A 16,245-nucleotide genomic window follows, 5' to 3' on the forward strand; every position below is an offset into this window, starting at 1 on the left:
GTATATCTCCGAATGTCGTGTTTATTCGCCCTGATACTGAGGTTTACAGTAGCGGCCTTCACGGGGGATTTCATCAATGACGTATCGCAACAAGGTCGCAACCGTTTTTCTGCTGGGTTTCTTTCTCGACTTAATCAATATGTTTATCGCCAGCGTCGCCTTTCCGGCGATGGGCCGGACGCTACACGCGTCGGTGGGCGAGCTGGCGTGGGTCAGCAATGGCTATATTGCCGGGCTCACCCTGGTGCTGCCGTTTAGCGCCTGGCTCAGCCAGCAGTTTGGGGCCCGGCGGGTATTCCTGCTTTCGCTTACCTTGTTTAGCCTCGGAGCGTTGGCTGCCGGGATGGCCGACTCGTTGATAAGCCTCGTCATGTGGCGCGCCCTGCAGGGGATGGGCGGCGGGCTGCTGATTCCGCTAGGACAGGCGTTAACCTGGCAACAGTTCAAGCCTCACGAACGGGCGAAACTTTCCGCCGCGGTGATGCTGGTTGGGCTGCTGGCGCCGGCGTGCTCTCCGGCGCTCGGCGGAGTACTGGTGCAGTCGTTGAGCTGGCGCTGGGTTTTCTTTGCCAGCCTGCCGATAGCGCTGCTGACGTTCGGGCTGGCCGCGCTGTGGCTCAGGGATGAGAAGAGCATCGCGCGGCCGGGCGGCTTTTTACATATTTCGTTACTGCGCGACCCGCTGCTGCGCTTTTCTATGCTGGTCTATCTCTGCGTGCCGGGGACGTTTATAGGAATTAATGTCGTCGGGATGTTTTATTTGCAAAGCGTGACGGGGATGGCGCCCTCCACCATCGGCTCCCTGATGCTTCCGTGGTCGCTGGCCTCATTTGTGGCGATCGCGACGACCGGCCGCTATTTTAATCGTCTCGGCCCCCGCCCCCTGATTGCGCTGGGCTGCCTTCTCCAGGCAGCCGGAATAATCATCCTGGCTGGCGTCAATGCGCATATCGCCAGCAGCGCGCTGATCGCGGCGTTTATCCTGATGGGCGCAGGCGGCAGCCTGTGCAGCAGTACGGCCCAGAGCAGCGCGTTTCTTAACGTGGCGAACCCCGATATGCCGGACGCCAGCGCGCTGTGGAACCTCAATCGCCAGCTCAGTTTCCTGATAGGATCTGCGCTACTGGCGGCTTTACTGAGCGTTTTTTTACTTTACTGGCCAACCCCGCTGGCGTGGCGCGGCGTATTTATCGCCGCCGCCGTTTTGACCCTGGTGCCGCTGCTGGGTTGCCTAAAATTCGATAATCGGGCGCTCGTCTTACGCCTGCACGGTAAAATGGAGAACAAATGAATCGCTATATTGCGGAAGTTATTACGGCCCACGTGGCTATAGAAAACTGGCTGAATCAGGGGGAAGGGAGCGCCGAAGCGCTGCTGCATCGCTTTAGCCAGGAATTTAGCATGATCCCGATAAACGGTATGCGCATGGACCATCAGTCGGTCAGCGTTTTTTTTCGCGAGGCTCGCGCCAGCCGCCCGGGCTTGAAGATTGTCATCGACAATGCCGCCATACTTGCCGAATGGCACGATGGCGCAGCGGTGCTCTATCGGGAAATCCACGCTTTACCCGGCAAAGCGGACACCGCACGCTGGTCGACGGTTCTTTTCCGTCTGCAGGAAGGGAAAATCAACTGGCTGCACCTCCACGAGACGGCGCTCGCATAAGCGACGGAGGCCCAAAAAAGAAAAAGGCCCAATCAAACGATTGAGCCTTTTTTAAGAAAGGTGTCTTACTCGCGGAACAGCGCTTCGATATTCAGCCCCTGGCTTTGCAGGATCTCCCGCAGGCGGCGGAGGCCTTCTACCTGGATCTGACGCACGCGTTCGCGGGTCAGGCCAATTTCGCGGCCCACATCCTCAAGCGTCGCGGCTTCATAGCCCAGCAGGCCGAAGCGACGAGCCAGCACTTCACGCTGCTTGGCGTTCAGTTCGAACAGCCATTTGACGATGCTTTGTTTCATATCATCGTCCTGCGTGGTGTCTTCCGGACCGTTGTCTTTTTCATCGGCCAGAATATCCAGCAGCGCTTTTTCCGAGTCGCCGCCCAGTGGAGTATCCACCGAGGTAATGCGCTCGTTCAGACGCAGCATCCGGCTCACGTCATCAACTGGCTTATCCAGCTGTTCGGCTATCTCTTCCGCGCTTGGCTCGTGGTCCAGCTTATGGGACAACTCGCGTGCGGTACGCAGATAGACGTTCAGCTCTTTGACGATATGGATCGGTAAACGGATCGTACGGGTTTGGTTCATGATCGCCCGTTCAATCGTTTGACGAATCCACCAGGTCGCGTAAGTCGAAAAACGGAACCCACGTTCCGGATCAAACTTCTCAACTGCGCGAATCAGCCCCAGGTTACCTTCTTCAATCAGATCCAGCAGAGCCAGACCACGATTGCCGTAACGACGGGCTATCTTGACGACCAGACGCAGGTTGCTTTCGATCATCCGGCGGCGTGACGCAACATCACCACGCAGCGCGCGACGCGCAAAATAAACCTCTTCTTCGGCCGTCAGCAGCGGGGAATAACCAATCTCTCCAAGATAAAGCTGCGTCGCATCGAGCACCCGTTGGGTGGCTCCCTGCGAAAGAAGCTCTTCCTCAGCCAGATCGCTATCACTGGGTTCCTCTTCAACTAAGGCTTTCTCATCAAAAACCTCGACTCCGTTCTCATCAAATTCCGCGTCTTCATTTAAATCATGAACTTTCAGCGTATTCTGACTCATAAAGATGGCTCCTACCCGTGATCCCTAAGCAAAGCACCTTCGCTAAACATCACTCAAAAGACGCCAGGACGATAACCTTTTCTGCCCCGGTGAAGAAGGCATCGCGGCCGCCCTGGCGCCTTTGTTAGCGATATTGAGCTTATCCGTACTTTGCCAAATTATCGCTGCGGTAAATACTGCAGCGGGTTGACGGATTTCCCCTTGTAACGAATTTCAAAATGCAAACGTGTAGAGCTAGTACCTGTGCTACCCATGGTAGCGATTTTCTGCCCCGCCTTGATATCTTGTTGCTCTTTTACGAGCATCGTATCGTTATGGGCGTAGGCGCTCAGGTAATCATCGTTGTGTTTGATGATAATAAGATTACCGTAACCGCGCAGTGCGTTACCGGCATAGACGACGCGCCCATCTGCGGTCGCGACAATAGCCTGTCCTTTACTGCCTGCGATATCAATACCTTTATTGCCACCTTCGGCACCACTAAAGTTCTCGATAACCTTGCCATCAGTCGGCCAGCGCCATGAAGAGATCGGCGAACTGGTTGACGTACTGCTTGCAGTCGATTGGGTTGTGCTGACAGCTGGGGCCGTAACTGGCGCGACGGTTGTTGTCGTCGCAGGCTTGTTATTCGGCAACATCTTATTAGCACTCTGTTCACCTGAGGATTCAGAATACGTAATAGTTGGTTGGGACGCAACCACCGCGGTGGATTTTTGTGCAGAATTTGCGGTTAACATCCCGCCGTTGCTGGCCTTCACGCTGGCCTGGGCGACAGGGTTATCACCGGTGATTGGCTGGCCGGATGCGTTGCCAACCTGCAGCGTCTGACCAACGTTCAAACCGTACGGCGCCGGGATATTATTACGCTGCGCCAGGTCGCGGAAGTCGTTCCCGGTGACCCACGCAATATAGAATAGCGTGTCGCCGCGTTTAACAGTATAGGTACTGCCGCCGGTATAGCTACCTTTCGGAATATCTCCATACTTACGGTTGTAGACAATTTTACCGTTCACCGTTTGCACCGGCTCCTGAGCCATCGGCTGAACCTGAACGGGCTGCGTCTGCACCGGTTGCGTTTGTACCGGGCGCGCCTGTGGGACGTTATTTGACGGAGGCGTGATCAGCATTCCGGAATTCGTACTGGAAGACGAAGCCCCGCCAGCCGAGCTGACCGGCGCAGGCGGATTGTTGGAGCTGCTGCAGCCTGCCAGCCAGAGTGACACCAGTGACAAAGCCGCAATGCGGCTTAAGGTAAATTTTGGGCTTCCCGCGCTCATTTATCCCCCAGGAATATGTTAACTACCAATATCTTGCTCACCGGACGGCGCCCGGCCAGGACACGAAAAATGCGTCCACCCTATGCCTAAATGCAGGCAAAAAAACCTGGAATAATCCGGGTTCAGGCCAACTCCCCTTTCACGAGGGGTACAAAGCGCACGGCTTCGACAGTATCAATGACAAACTCGTTACCGCGCCGACGGATTCGCTTCAGGAACTGGTGCTCTTCGCCTACCGGCAGCACCAGTACGCCGCCATCGTCCAGCTGCGCCAGCAGCGCAGCCGGAATTTCCGGCGGCGCGGCGGTAACGATGATCGCGTCGAACGGCGCGCGTGCCTGCCAACCCTGCCATCCATCGCCGTGACGGGTTGAAACATTATGTAAATCAAGTTGTTTAAGGCGACGCCGCGCGTGCCACTGCAAACTCTTAATACGCTCAACCGAGCATACGTGATGCACCAGATGCGCCAGGATCGCCGTCTGATAGCCAGATCCGGTGCCAATTTCCAGCACCCTTGACTCCGGCGTTAGCGTCAGAAGCTCTGTCATCCGCGCCACCATGTAGGGTTGCGAGATGGTTTGCCCCTGGCCAATCGGCAGCGCCGTGTTTTCCCACGCCTTATGTTCAAAGGCTTCATCAACAAACTTTTCTCGCGGCACCAGCGCGATCGCGTTCAGCACGCGCTCGTCAATAATGCCCTGCGTGCGGAGCTGATTGAGAAGACTTTCAACACGTTTACTTACCATTGCGTATCAACCCCAACGCGATCCAGCCAACCGCTCACCACCTCATGTGCGCCGTGGGCGGTTAAATCGACATGTAGCGGAGTGACCGACACATAGCCTTCATCCACGGCGGCGAAGTCGGTATCCGGCCCGGCGTCGTACTTCTCGCCCGGAGGTCCAATCCAGTACAGCGTATTGCCGCGCGGATCTTTTTGCGGGATCACCTGATCGGAAGGATGACGGCTGCCGCAGCGGGTCACGCGGATACCTTTAATCTGCTCAAGAGGCAGATCCGGCACGTTGATATTCAGAATGCGCCCGGTGCGCAGCGGCTCGCGGCTTAAAGCCCGCAGAATCGAACAGGTGACCGCGGCGGCGGTATCATAATGCTGATAGCCGTTTAGCGAGACGGCCAGCGCCGGAAAGCCGAGATGACGGCCCTCCATCGCGGCGGCAACGGTGCCGGAATAGATGACGTCGTCACCGAGGTTGGGACCGGCGTTAATGCCGGAAACCACAATATCCGGACGCGGCCGCATCAGGGCGTTCACGCCGAGGTAAACGCAGTCCGTCGGGGTGCCCATCTGTACGGCGATATCGCCGTTATCAAAAGTGAAAGTACGTAGCGAAGATTCCAGCGTCAGGGAATTCGACGCTCCGCTGCGGTTACGATCGGGTGCAACTATCTGAACCTCAGCGAATTCTCGTAAGGCCTTTGCCAGGGTCTGAATGCCCGGCGCATGAATCCCGTCATCGTTACTCAGCAATATTCGCATAGTCACCCGTTGTATTGATAAGCTCCCTTACTACGCTGGTGGCGAAGCTGCCTGCGGGCAGCCAGAAACGCAGTTCAACGGTAACGTCATCCCACCAGTTCCAGCTCATCTGCTGGGGATAGAGCAGCATCGCCCGGCGGGCGGCCTCTACTTTCTCACGCACCAGCAGCGCCTGTAGCTGCGTCTCTTCGGCCACTGCCGCCTGTTCAGCGGCCAGCGCACCCCGTTGGCTTCCCCAGTCGCCGCTGCCCACAAGCGCAGCGGTAATCATCAGCTCGCGGTTATCTACCCGCGCCTGGAGTTCCGTCAGTTCTTCAGAGGCCGCAACGAACCAGCTTCCGCGCCCCGCTAATTGTAGCGCATCGCCATCAACAACCTGATTAAATTCCGGTTTTTTTAATCTAATACCAACCTGTTGATTAAACAATGCGCTGCGGGCCGCCGACAACCAAAAACTGCGTTTATTGCGATCGCGCACCGGCGCGCCGTTCTCGGCCCAGCGCAGCGCCCCCTGCAGGTTACTGCCGCCGATACCGAAGCGCTGGGCGCCAAAATAGTTGGGTACGCCATGCTCGGCAATCGCCTGTAAACGCTTTTCGACATCGTCGCGGGCGCTGACTTCGCGCAGTACCAGAGTAAACTGGTTCCCCTTCAGCGCCCCGAGGCGCAGCTTGCGCTTATGGCGCGCGTACTCCAGAACCTGGCAACCCTCGAGCTGAAATTTGCTCAGGTCGGGCATCTCTTTGCCCGGCACTCTGGCACACAGCCACTGTTCAGTCACCGCGTGTTTGTCCTTCTGCCCGGCAAAGCTCACTTCACGCGCATGAATTTTAAGGAATTTTGCCAGTGAGTCAGCAACAAAACGGGTATTGCAGCCGTTTTTCAGAATCCTCACCAGCACGTGCTCGCCTTCACCATCGGGGGCAAAACCGAGATCTTCCACCACCAAAAAGTCCTCCGGGCTGGCTTTTAGCAGCCCCTGGCTCAGCGGTTTTCCATGTAGGTAGGTGAGTTCGTCAAAAGCGATCATTTCTCCGCCTTACGCAGCAGCGCCACCGCTTCACAGGCAATGCCTTCGCCGCGGCCGGTAAAGCCCAGCTTTTCGGTGGTGGTGGCTTTGACGTTCACATCGTCCATATGGCAGCCGAGATCTTCGGCGATAAAGACGCGCATCTGGGGAATATGCGGCAGCATTTTCGGCGCCTGGGCGATGATAGTGACGTCAACGTTGCCAAGGGTATAGCCTTTCGCCTGAATCCGCCGCCACGCTTCGCGCAGCAGTTCGCGGCTGTCGGCGCCTTTAAAGGCCGGATCGGTATCCGGGAACAGCTTGCCGATGTCGCCCAGCGCCGCCGCGCCGAGCAGCGCATCGGTCAGCGCGTGCAGCGCGACGTCGCCGTCGGAGTGCGCCAGCAGCCCTTTCTCGTAGGGCACGCGCACGCCGCCGATGATGATTGGGCCTTCACCGCCAAAAGCGTGTACGTCAAAACCGTGTCCAATTCGCATTAAGCCTTCTCCTGGTGTCGGGAACGGGTAAGGTAAAATTCGGCCAGCGCCAGGTCTTCCGGGCGCGTCACTTTTATATTATCAGCTCGTCCGGCGACCAGTTCAGGATGGAAGCCGCAGTACTCCAGCGCCGAGGCTTCGTCGGTGATAGTCGCCCCTTCATTAAGCGCCCGCGTCAGACAATCAACAAGCAGTTCGCGAGGGAAAAATTGCGGCGTCAGCGCATGCCATAAATCATTACGCTCAACGGTATGGGCGATGGCCGCCCTGCCCGGCTCCGCGCGCTTCATCGTGTCGCGAACCGGGGCGGCCAGAATGCCGCCCGTACGGCTGGTGTCGCATAATTGAAGCAGGCGGCTGAGGTCATCCTGGTGCAGGCAGGGGCGCGCGGCATCGTGCACCAGCACCCAATCAGCCTCGCCAAGCACCTTCAGGCCAGCGAGAACGGAATCCGCGCGTTCTGTCCCGCCATCAACGACGGTGATTTGAGGATGGTTCGCCAACGGCAGTTGGCTAAAGCGCACGTCACCCGGGCTGACGGCGATGACCACCCGCCGTATACGCGGGTTTGCCAGCAGCGCGGCGACCGCGTGCTCGAGAATCGTTTTGTTACCGATTGAGAGATATTGTTTAGGGCATTCCGTTTGCATGCGGCGGCCAAAACCGGCTGCCGGCACCACGGCGCAAACGCCCGGAAAAGTGGCTGCCATGTTGTAATCCTGGGCCTGTTTATCGATTATTCTGCTGTTGCCCCGCAGCCTGGTTGCGTTTTGACGCATCCGGCACCAGACGATAAAACGTTTCGCCCGGGCGGGTCATACTGAGTTCATTGCGTGCGCGCTCTTCGATAGCTTCCTGACCGCCGTTGAGGTCGTCAATTTCGGCGAATAGCTGATCGTTGCGTGCTTTTAATTTAGCGTTAGTTGCCTGCTGCGCGGAGACATCGTCATCAACCCGGCTATAGTCGTGCAGGCCATTTTTGCCGAACCACAGCGAGTACTGTAGCCAGACCAGCAAAGCCAATAACAGCAGCGTTAGTTTACCCATCCTGCCCCCTGAAAAACGGCATCATCATCCCATAACTCGCCCGAGTTCTCTACTCTGGCGCGCGGACGACGCCGCGTAACGCGGGGACTGTACCACATTTTTACCGTTGATACCCAGGCTAGATTCATTCGTAAAAAGGACTACCCCAGTAGCCAGAGGAACAGCAGACCGAACATCAGTCCGACGGTCAAAATCGTCGCGCAGACGCTGTACTGAAGTTTACCGTCCATCAGCGAATGCAGCGCGATGCCAACCACGACGGCAACCGGCATTAATGCCAGAAAGAACGGCCAGGTATAGAGGAGGACAAATAGCGTGTTACTGCCATAGATCAGGAAGGGAATACCCAGCGCCAGCAGCCATGAAATAAAGCCAACGGCAGCACCCGACAGAGACCAGGTGGTCTCGTCGCTGACTGCCGGCGGCGGTTCTGAACGAATAATACTGATGTTCTGGGTATTGCGCATATCGAATCCTGTTGACCTGGCGATCGGCATCCTGTGATGATGCCGCAGCCGTTTCAGGATCTGATAATATCGCTCTGTCGTAGCAGGTCTAATAATTGGTGCACCAAATTTGTTACCAATTGTTCGCCGTCGAGGTGAATTTCAGCGCGCTCCGGGGATTCATACACTGAATCAATTCCGGTAAAGTTGCGCAGCTCCCCGGCACGCGCTTTCTTATACAGGCCTTTCGGATCCCGCGCTTCGCAGATCGCCAGCGGCGTATCGACAAAGACTTCGATGAAACGCCCTTCGCCTAAACGCTCGCGAACCAACTGCCGTTCTGCGCGATGCGGAGATATAAACGCGGTCAATACAACAAGTCCGGCATCCACCATCAGCTTCGCCACTTCACCTACGCGTCGAATGTTCTCTTTGCGGTCGTCGTCGCTGAAGCCAAGATCGCTGCACAGGCCGTGACGCACGTTATCGCCATCCAGCAAATAGGTGCTCACGCCGAGCCGATGTAGCGCCTCTTCCAGCGCGCCGGCAACGGTGGATTTCCCCGAGCCCGAAAGCCCGGTGAACCACAGCACCACGCCGCGATGGCCGTGATGCTGCTCGCGCTGCTCCTGGGTGACAGGATGCGCATGCCAGACGACGTTTTCGTCATGCCGGGCCATTACTTGCCTCCCAGCAGGTCGCGAGCGTCCCAGTGCGGGAAGTGCTTGCGAATTAGCTGATTCAGCTCAAGCTCAAACGCGCTGTACTGGGAAGCGCCCGCCTGCGCCTGTTCGTTCGGCTCGCGTACCATGCCCGCGCCAACGGTGACGTTGGTTAAACGGTCGATAAAGATAAGCCCCCCGGTGACCGGGTTATCCTGGTATTTATCCAGCACCAGCGGCTCATCGAAAGTCAGATCTACCAACCCGATGCCGTTGAGCGGCAGCGATTCTACTTCGCGCTGGGTCAGGTTGTTGATATCAACCTGGTAGCGAACGCCATCCACGCGGGCGCGGGTTTTCTTACCGGCGATTTTAATGTCATAGCTCTGGCCAGGCGTTAGGGCCTGCTCCGCCATCCATACCACATCAACGCTAGCGCTTTGCACCGCAGGCAGAGAGACCGCCGCGTCCACCAGCAGGTCGCCGCGGCTGATATCAATTTCATCCTTCAGCACGAGAGTGATCGCCTCCCCGGCCGCCGCTTCCGGCAGGTCGCCGTCAAAGGTGACGATGCGCGCCACGGTGGATTCCACCCCCGACGGCAGCACTTTCAGACGCTGTCCTACGCTCACGCGGCCAGCGGCAACCGTCCCGGAAAACCCGCGGAAGTCGAGGTTCGGACGATTGACGTACTGCACCGGGAAGCGCAGCGGCTGGCTTTCCACCACGCGCTGAATCTCAACGGTTTCCAGCACTTCCAGCAGCGTCGGGCCGCTGTACCACGGCATTTTATCGCTCTGGCTGGCGACGTTATCCCCTTCAAGCGCGGAAAGCGGGACAAAGCGAATGTCGAGATCGCCCGGCAGCTGTTCAGCAAAGGTCAGATACGCTTCACGAATAGTGTTAAAGGTCTCTTCGCTAAAATCGACGAGGTCCATTTTGTTCACCGCCACCACCAGGTGTTTGATCCCCAGCAGCGTCGAGATAAAGCTGTGACGGCGAGTCTGATCGAGCACGCCTTTGCGGGCGTCAATCAACAGGATCGCCAGGTCGCAGGTTGACGCGCCGGTCGCCATATTACGGGTGTACTGCTCGTGCCCCGGGGTGTCGGCGATAATAAATTTGCGCTTCTCGGTAGAGAAGTAGCGGTAGGCGACATCGATGGTAATCCCCTGCTCGCGCTCGGCCTGCAGACCGTCAACCAGCAGCGCCAGATCGAGTTTTTCGCCCTGCGTACCGTGACGTTTGCTGTCATTATGCAGAGAGGAGAGCTGATCTTCGTAAATCTGACGGGTATCGTGCAGAAGCCGGCCAATCAGCGTACTTTTACCGTCATCGACGCTGCCGCAGGTCAGAAAGCGCAGTAGGCTTTTGTGCTGCTGGGCATGCAGGTAGGCTTCTACGCCGCCTTCATTGGCAATTTGTTGTGCAATTGTGGTGTTCATGGCGGCTCCTTAGAAATAACCCTGACGTTTCTTCAGCTCCATGGAGCCTGCCTGGTCGCGGTCAATCACGCGCCCCTGTCGTTCGCTGGTGGTCGACACCAGCATTTCTTCGATGATCTCCGGCAGCGTTTGCGCATTGGACTCCACCGCGCCGGTCAGCGGCCAGCAGCCGAGGGTGCGGAAGCGCACCATCTGTTTTTTGATCATCTCGCCGGGCTGTAGATTGATGCGATCGTCATCGATCATCATCAGCATCCCGTCGCGCTCCAGCACCGGACGTTCTGCCGCCAGGTACAGCGGTACAATTTCAATATTCTCCAGATAGATGTACTGCCAGATATCCAGCTCGGTCCAGTTGGAGAGCGGGAAGACGCGGATGCTTTCGCCCTTGTTAATCTGGCCGTTATAGTTGTGCCATAGCTCCGGGCGCTGGTTTTTCGGGTCCCAGCGGTGGAAGCGGTCGCGGAAGGAGTAAATACGCTCTTTGGCGCGGGATTTCTCTTCATCGCGGCGCGCGCCGCCGAACGCGGCATCGAAGCCGTATTTGTTCAGCGCCTGCTTGAGGCCTTCGGTTTTCATGATATCGGTATGCTTGGCGCTGCCGTGGACAAACGGGTTAATCCCCATCGCCACCCCTTCCGGGTTTTTGTGCACCAGCAGCTCGCAGCCGTAGGCTTTAGCGGTACGGTCACGGAACTCATACATTTCGCGGAATTTCCAGCCGGTATCGACGTGCAGCAGCGGGAACGGCAGGGTGCCCGGATAAAACGCTTTACGCGCCAGATGCAGCATTACGCTGGAGTCTTTACCGATGGAGTACATCATCACCGGGTTAGAGAATTCGGCGGCCACCTCACGAATGATATGGATGCTTTCCGCCTCCAGTTGCCGCAGGTGAGTGAGTCGTTTTTGGTCCATAACCGTTCCTTAAGCCAGATTTACTACAGAAGCCTTAAAGGCCTCTGAGGATGAGGTGTGTTGATACCAGGCGAGCTGTTGATGTAATTGCACCACGTCTCCTACCACGATCAGGGCGGGCATCGGGGCGTCTTTCGCCAGGTTTTCAAGCTGTTGTAATGTGCCAGTCTTCGTTTGCTGATCGGCGCGGGTACCGCGCGAGATCACCGCTACCGGGGTGTCGCCATCGCGGCCGTTGGCGATCAGCTGCGCGCTGATTTCCGCCGCTTTCAGGCTGCCCATATAAATCGCCAGGGTCTGGCCGCTTTGCGCCAGCCGCGCCCAGTCGAGCGGCGAGTTTTCCGCGCCGAAGTGTCCGGTAATAAAGGTGGCGCTCTGGGCATAATCACGATGCGTCAGCGGAATTCCGGCATAGGCCGTTGCGCCCGCCGCCGCCGTCACGCCCGGGACGACCTGAAACGGAATGCCCGCTTCGGCCGCGGCCTGCAGCTCTTCGCCGCCGCGGCCAAAAATAAACGGGTCGCCGCCCTTCAGGCGAATCACCGTTTTGCCCTCTTTCGCTGCATCCACCAGCAAACGGTTGATCTCCTGCTGCGGTACGGATACGCCGGAAGCGCTTTTACCGACGCAGATTGTCTCCGCGTCTCGGCGTACCAGTTCGCGCACCTCCGGGGTGACCAGGTTGTCGTAGAACACCACGTCCGCCTGCTGAAGGGCCTGCAGGCCACGCAGGGTCAGCAATCCAGCATCACCAGGCCCCGCTCCGACGAGGATAATTTCACCGGGGCGTTTGTCCGGCTGCCGAAGTTCATCTTCCAGCGCTTTTTCCGCTTCGGCTTTGTTGCCAGCCAGCATCAGGCTGGCAAAACGACCGGTAAACACGCGCTCCCAAAAGCGGCGGCGTTCGGCGGTGGTTTTCAGATGGGTTTTAATATGGTGACGCCAGTAGCTCGCCGTTTCAGCCAGCCGCCCCAGGTTGGTGGGCAGCAGGGCTTCGATTTTTTCGCGCAAAATCCGCGACAGCACCGGCGCTTTGCCGCTGGAAGAGATAGCCACCAGCAGCGGAGAGCGATCGACAATGGATGGAAAGACAAACGAGCACAGCGCCTGATTATCCACGACGTTGACCAGCCGATAGCGCGCGTTCGCCGCGACATAAACGCGTTGGTTCAGCTCGTCATCTTCCGTGGCGGCAATCACCAGAAATACGTCATCAAGCTGCTGCTCTTCAAAAACGGTTGCCCGCCACTGAATTTCCTCGCGCTCGACCTTTTCGGCAAGTTCCGGCATCAACGTTTCGGCGACAATGTGCACCTTCGCTTCAGCGCGCAGCAAAAACGTAATCTTACGCGCGGCTATCTCGCCGCCGCCGATCACCAGCACGGGTCTCTCTTTCACTTCGGCAAATATCGGCAAGTATTCCACTGCGCAACAACTCTCTTACAATCAGCAATAGAGCGACTATAGGGTGCGGTCTAGAGCAAATGAAATTACGAAATGGAATGAGTTGTTACTCAAAAGAATAACGACCTGGGAAAGCAAATATCAAAAAGTGCTTAACACGCGGTTTTTCCACCATTTAAGAGCGATTGAAATTGTTTAACCCCGGTCACAGTTTCATACTACGCGGGTGAAATTGTTTTAAGTGCTAAAGGACCCCCTATGTTTTCCGCATTGTGCCGTCGCCTGCTTCCCCTGGCGTTGGGCGCAGGTTTTGTCTTCTCCGCCGCCCCGGCATTCAGCGCCCCGGGCGAAACCGCCAATGCCCAGGCTCGTCATATCGCCACCTTTTTTCCCGGAAGAATGACCGGTACGCCGGCCGAGATGCTGTCAGCCGATTACCTCCGCCAGCAGTTCGCCCAGATGGGTTACCAGAGCGATGTACGCAGCTTCAATACCCGCTACGTCTATACCGATAGCAGTCAGCGTAAAAACTGGCATAACGTCACCGGCAGTACGGTGATCGCCGCTCATGAAGGCCAATCTCGCCAGCAGATCATTATCATGGCGCACCTGGATACCTACGCGCCGCAGAGCGATAAAGATGTTGAAAATAACCTCGGCGGCCTGACCCTACAGGGGATCGACGATAACGCGATGGGGCTGGGCGTCATGCTGGAACTTGCTGAACAGTTAAAGAACGTTCCTACCCGTTACGGTATTCGCTTCGTTGCCACCAGCGGCGAAGAAGAGGGCCGGCTTGGGGCGCAGAATCTGCTCAAGCGCATGAGCGACGCGGAAAAGAAAAACACCCTGCTGGTGATTAATCTCGATAACCTTGTCGTGGGCGATAAGCTGTACTTTAATAGCGGCCGCAGCACGCCAGCGTCGGTGCGCAAGCTCACCCGCGACCGGGCGCTGGCTATCGCCCATAGCCACGGCATCGCGGCCTTCACCAATCCAGGACTGAACCGGGACTTTCCGAAAGGCACCGGCTGCTGCAACGACGCCAGCGTTTTTGATACCGCCGGGATCCCGGTACTGTCGGTGGAAGCGACCAATTGGTCATTAGGTAAGAAAGACGGTTATCAGCAGCGGAGCAAATCTCGCAGCTTCCCGGACGGCACCAGTTGGCACAAGATTCAGCTGGATAACCTGCAGTATATTGATAAAGCGCTGCCAGGACGGATTGAGCATCGCGGACGCGAAGTGATGAAAGTGATGCTGCCGCTGGTGAAAGAGCTGGCGAAGGCGGAGAAGAAGCCCGCCTCAAAATAGACTAACGATAAAATCCGGCAACAAGGACTGTCGCCATGATGCGTTTTCGCTTTTTAATACCGTTGCTTCTACTACTGGCTACCAGCGCGCGGTCCATCGCCGACAGCCTGGTTTATATCTGGCAGCGCGTCTGGCAGGGCGGGCACGTAGCGGCGCTGCGCGAGAGCCACGATCTGTTTTCCACCCTGCGTGTGTTGGGGCTGCAGATTCATCCCAGGGAGGGCGCGCGCATTGCCCGGGTGAATACTTCCTTATTACAGCGGGATGGTCGTCCGGTATGGCTGGTGGTCCGCCTGGATGGTAGCTGGACGCGGCAGCTATTCTTCCGCAAATAAAAAGTATTATTGCCCGCTGGCGCAGCGATGGCGTTAACCTCACGGCAATAGAAATTGATTACGATGCCCCCACATCGCGACTTGCCGATTACCAGAAACTCTTGAGAGCCTTGCGCCAGGAGCTGCCTTCAGACATAACGCTCAGCATCACCGAGCTCCCCACCTGGATCTCGTCGCCATTGCTTCTTCCCATGCTGGCTGTGGTTGATAGCACAGTGCTGCAGCTCCACAGCGTACAATCGCCGAAGCAGGGTTTGTTTGACCCGATTCTGGCTCAGCGCTGGAGCACACAATATGCCCTTATCTCTCCACATCCGTTTTATCTGGCGCTGCCGGCCTAAGGCTCCGCGCTGATTTCCTATCCAGGGTAGCCGTTAAGCGTAGAAAGCGAGTCAGCGTTGAGGGTGGTGGCTGAGAAGCAGGAACTGAGAGTCTCACCACAACAAATCGACGCGTTTATTCGCCAGTTGGAAAAAATCCGCCGATGCATTTTTCGGGTATCGTCTGGTTCCGTCTGCCTCTGGACAACGATAGCCGCGCCTGGTCACTCAGCACGCTGGCGGCAGTTATCTGTCATCAGCCATTAACCACACTCTGGCAGTGGCTGGCGAATCCCGACAGCGCTAACACCAACGCGGAGTCCACGCACTATGAGCTGGCGATTAAAAACGCAGGTAATATTGATGCCATGCTGCCGGAAAAAATTACGCTACAGGCAGCAGGAGTTACGCGAAGCTTTCGAACTTTATCAGCAGATCATCGACGCCGTGCGCACGGGACACGAGGACCCGGAGCAGCTCTCCCTGGCAAGCCTTGGCCAACAGGGACGCATTAAGCACTGGCAAAGCGACCCCGTTGCCGCAGCCCATCTTTACGCTACACCGCTGACGTTCTGAGCCATCCTGAAAACAAAAACTTTCTGCTGCAGAGCCTTGACGATCCGCTTATTCAGCAGTTGCTTATTGTGAGTTTTTTCACGCGTTCTTCTAACGCGTTATACGAGCCAGAACCCAGACCCTTTAGCCCGAAAGAGATCAAAAATTACCATAGATACGCTGCCTGCTTGCCCGCCGCCTGATGCGCGCAGAGCAGTATCAAAAGGCGCTGACCTATTTTGTCCTTGCGGAGAATCGTGATGCCGCGCAGACGTTTATCACTACCCTGCCGAAAAATGGGCCCAAAACAGCCCAGGCGCAGGCATGGTGGCAAGCCGCGCAAATTCTTCGCCATCAGGGCATGGCGTTGACGGGCTATGAGATGGCGCCGGATTTTGCGGTCTATGATGGCTGGTATTCATCGCCGTATTACGGCTGGGGCCCGGAAGGCAGTCCGATGACCAAATCGTGGATAAGTGCCGGCGAACGTCAGCGCGTTCAGCTCTCTCAGCCCAAGCAGGATAATCACTTTATGCACTATCGCTGGCAGGCGGTGAAGCTTGCCGAAAAATCCGCCGACCTATTGCCGCGTAAATCGCAGACCTATGCCGCCGTGCTGTGTCACGCAGCGGGGTGGATCTGGGCTCAGGACCCGGCCAAGGTAAAACGTCTCTATAAGCGCTATGTTAAAAACGGTGCGTCGTTCCCTTGGGCGGAAAACTTTGGCCAGAATTGCCCGGAGCCGGACTTTACAGCGTCCGGGGTTGGCAGAAAGGAAAGGGAATAAGG

20 protein-coding genes are annotated in these 16,245 nt (G+C 57.1%); 7 read left to right on the forward strand and 13 right to left on the reverse strand.

The features are described 5' to 3' along the window. Nucleotides 1-76: 76 nt before the first annotated feature. Nucleotides 77-1,291: an MFS transporter gene (locus IYV58_RS21790; RefSeq protein ID WP_195729257.1), complete on the forward strand. Its 1,215-nt coding sequence runs from the start codon at nt 77-79 to the stop codon at nt 1,289-1,291. Continuing rightward, nucleotides 1,288-1,665, forward strand: coding sequence for a hypothetical protein (locus IYV58_RS21795; RefSeq protein ID WP_004124261.1), 378 nt, complete (start codon nt 1,288-1,290; stop codon nt 1,663-1,665). The genes IYV58_RS21790 and IYV58_RS21795 overlap by 4 nt, the downstream gene beginning before the upstream one ends. 65 nt (nt 1,666-1,730) lie before the next feature. Here IYV58_RS21795 and rpoS read toward each other — a convergent pair whose 3' ends face one another. The 13 genes from rpoS to cysG form a co-directional block, all read right to left on the reverse strand. Continuing rightward, a complete protein-coding gene (rpoS, locus tag IYV58_RS21800) occupies nt 1,731-2,723 on the reverse strand; it encodes an RNA polymerase sigma factor RpoS (RefSeq protein WP_004104962.1) in 993 nt (330 codons plus the stop codon). A gap of 158 nt (nt 2,724-2,881) precedes the next feature. Further along, the gene (gene nlpD, locus IYV58_RS21805; RefSeq protein WP_004124262.1) at nt 2,882-4,000 is read right to left on the reverse strand and encodes a murein hydrolase activator NlpD; all 1,119 of its coding nucleotides are present in this window, start codon (nt 3,998-4,000) and stop codon (nt 2,882-2,884) included. A 122-nt stretch (nt 4,001-4,122) separates the two neighbouring features. After that, nucleotides 4,123-4,749 (reverse strand): protein-L-isoaspartate(D-aspartate) O-methyltransferase, encoded by a 627-nt coding sequence (locus IYV58_RS21810; protein WP_004124265.1) that lies wholly within the window; start codon nt 4,747-4,749, stop codon nt 4,123-4,125. Then, nucleotides 4,743-5,504, reverse strand: a complete 762-nt coding sequence (gene surE / locus IYV58_RS21815; RefSeq protein ID WP_004124266.1) for a 5'/3'-nucleotidase SurE — start codon at nt 5,502-5,504, stop codon at nt 4,743-4,745. The genes IYV58_RS21810 and surE overlap by 7 nt, the downstream gene beginning before the upstream one ends. Next, complete coding sequence (gene truD, locus IYV58_RS21820) at nt 5,485-6,534, reverse strand: tRNA pseudouridine(13) synthase TruD (protein WP_087829858.1); 1,050 nt, start codon at nt 6,532-6,534, stop codon at nt 5,485-5,487. Before truD ends, surE begins: the two co-directional genes overlap by 20 nt. Further along, a complete protein-coding gene (gene ispF / locus IYV58_RS21825) occupies nt 6,531-7,010 on the reverse strand; it encodes a 2-C-methyl-D-erythritol 2,4-cyclodiphosphate synthase (RefSeq protein ID WP_004124268.1) in 480 nt (159 codons plus the stop codon). The genes truD and ispF overlap by 4 nt, the downstream gene beginning before the upstream one ends. Continuing rightward, nucleotides 7,010-7,720 carry a 2-C-methyl-D-erythritol 4-phosphate cytidylyltransferase gene (gene ispD, locus IYV58_RS21830; protein ID WP_004124269.1) on the reverse strand — a complete coding sequence of 237 codons (711 nt, stop codon included), beginning with the start codon at nt 7,718-7,720 and terminating at the stop codon, nt 7,010-7,012. Before ispD ends, ispF begins: the two co-directional genes overlap by 1 nt. 19 nt (nt 7,721-7,739) lie before the next feature. Next, complete coding sequence (gene ftsB, locus IYV58_RS21835) at nt 7,740-8,057, reverse strand: cell division protein FtsB (protein ID WP_004124270.1); 318 nt, start codon at nt 8,055-8,057, stop codon at nt 7,740-7,742. A gap of 140 nt (nt 8,058-8,197) precedes the next feature. Then, complete coding sequence (locus tag IYV58_RS21840) at nt 8,198-8,524, reverse strand: DUF3561 family protein (protein ID WP_004124286.1); 327 nt, start codon at nt 8,522-8,524, stop codon at nt 8,198-8,200. 53 nt (nt 8,525-8,577) lie between these two features. Continuing rightward, nucleotides 8,578-9,183, reverse strand: coding sequence for an adenylyl-sulfate kinase (cysC, locus tag IYV58_RS21845; RefSeq protein WP_112166455.1), 606 nt, complete (start codon nt 9,181-9,183; stop codon nt 8,578-8,580). Further along, nucleotides 9,183-10,610, reverse strand: a complete 1,428-nt coding sequence (gene cysN, locus IYV58_RS21850; protein WP_004124293.1) for a sulfate adenylyltransferase subunit CysN — start codon at nt 10,608-10,610, stop codon at nt 9,183-9,185. The genes cysC and cysN overlap by 1 nt, the downstream gene beginning before the upstream one ends. A gap of 9 nt (nt 10,611-10,619) precedes the next feature. After that, entirely contained in the window at nt 10,620-11,528 is a 909-nt protein-coding gene (gene cysD, locus IYV58_RS21855) for a sulfate adenylyltransferase subunit CysD (RefSeq protein WP_004104981.1), read from the reverse strand. Between the two features lie 9 nt (nt 11,529-11,537). Then, the gene (gene cysG / locus IYV58_RS21860) at nt 11,538-12,944 is read right to left on the reverse strand and encodes a siroheme synthase CysG (RefSeq protein ID WP_180339546.1); all 1,407 of its coding nucleotides are present in this window, start codon (nt 12,942-12,944) and stop codon (nt 11,538-11,540) included. Nucleotides 12,945-13,190: 246 nt separating this feature from the next. Here cysG and IYV58_RS21865 point away from each other — a divergent pair, with 246 nt between their 5' ends. The 5 genes from IYV58_RS21865 (at nt 13,191) to IYV58_RS28385 (ending at nt 16,243) form a co-directional block, all read left to right on the forward strand. Continuing rightward, nucleotides 13,191-14,246, forward strand: coding sequence for an aminopeptidase (locus tag IYV58_RS21865; RefSeq protein ID WP_195729258.1), 1,056 nt, complete (start codon nt 13,191-13,193; stop codon nt 14,244-14,246). Nucleotides 14,247-14,281: 35 nt separating this feature from the next. After that, a complete protein-coding gene (locus IYV58_RS28365; protein WP_227676862.1) occupies nt 14,282-14,581 on the forward strand; it encodes a hypothetical protein in 300 nt (99 codons plus the stop codon). An 8-nt stretch (nt 14,582-14,589) separates the two neighbouring features. After that, nucleotides 14,590-14,922, forward strand: coding sequence for a DUF3142 domain-containing protein (locus tag IYV58_RS28370; RefSeq protein ID WP_265090824.1), 333 nt, complete (start codon nt 14,590-14,592; stop codon nt 14,920-14,922). Between the two features lie 309 nt (nt 14,923-15,231). Continuing rightward, nucleotides 15,232-15,477, forward strand: coding sequence for a hypothetical protein (locus IYV58_RS28380; protein WP_227676942.1), 246 nt, complete (start codon nt 15,232-15,234; stop codon nt 15,475-15,477). 181 nt (nt 15,478-15,658) lie between these two features. Beyond that, a complete protein-coding gene (locus tag IYV58_RS28385; protein WP_224326042.1) occupies nt 15,659-16,243 on the forward strand; it encodes a hypothetical protein in 585 nt (194 codons plus the stop codon). Nucleotides 16,244-16,245: the final 2 nt, after the last annotated feature.

It is taken from the genome of Klebsiella sp. BDA134-6 (genome assembly GCF_015601345.1).
GTDB classification, from domain to species: Bacteria; Pseudomonadota; Gammaproteobacteria; order Enterobacterales; family Enterobacteriaceae; genus Klebsiella; species Klebsiella grimontii.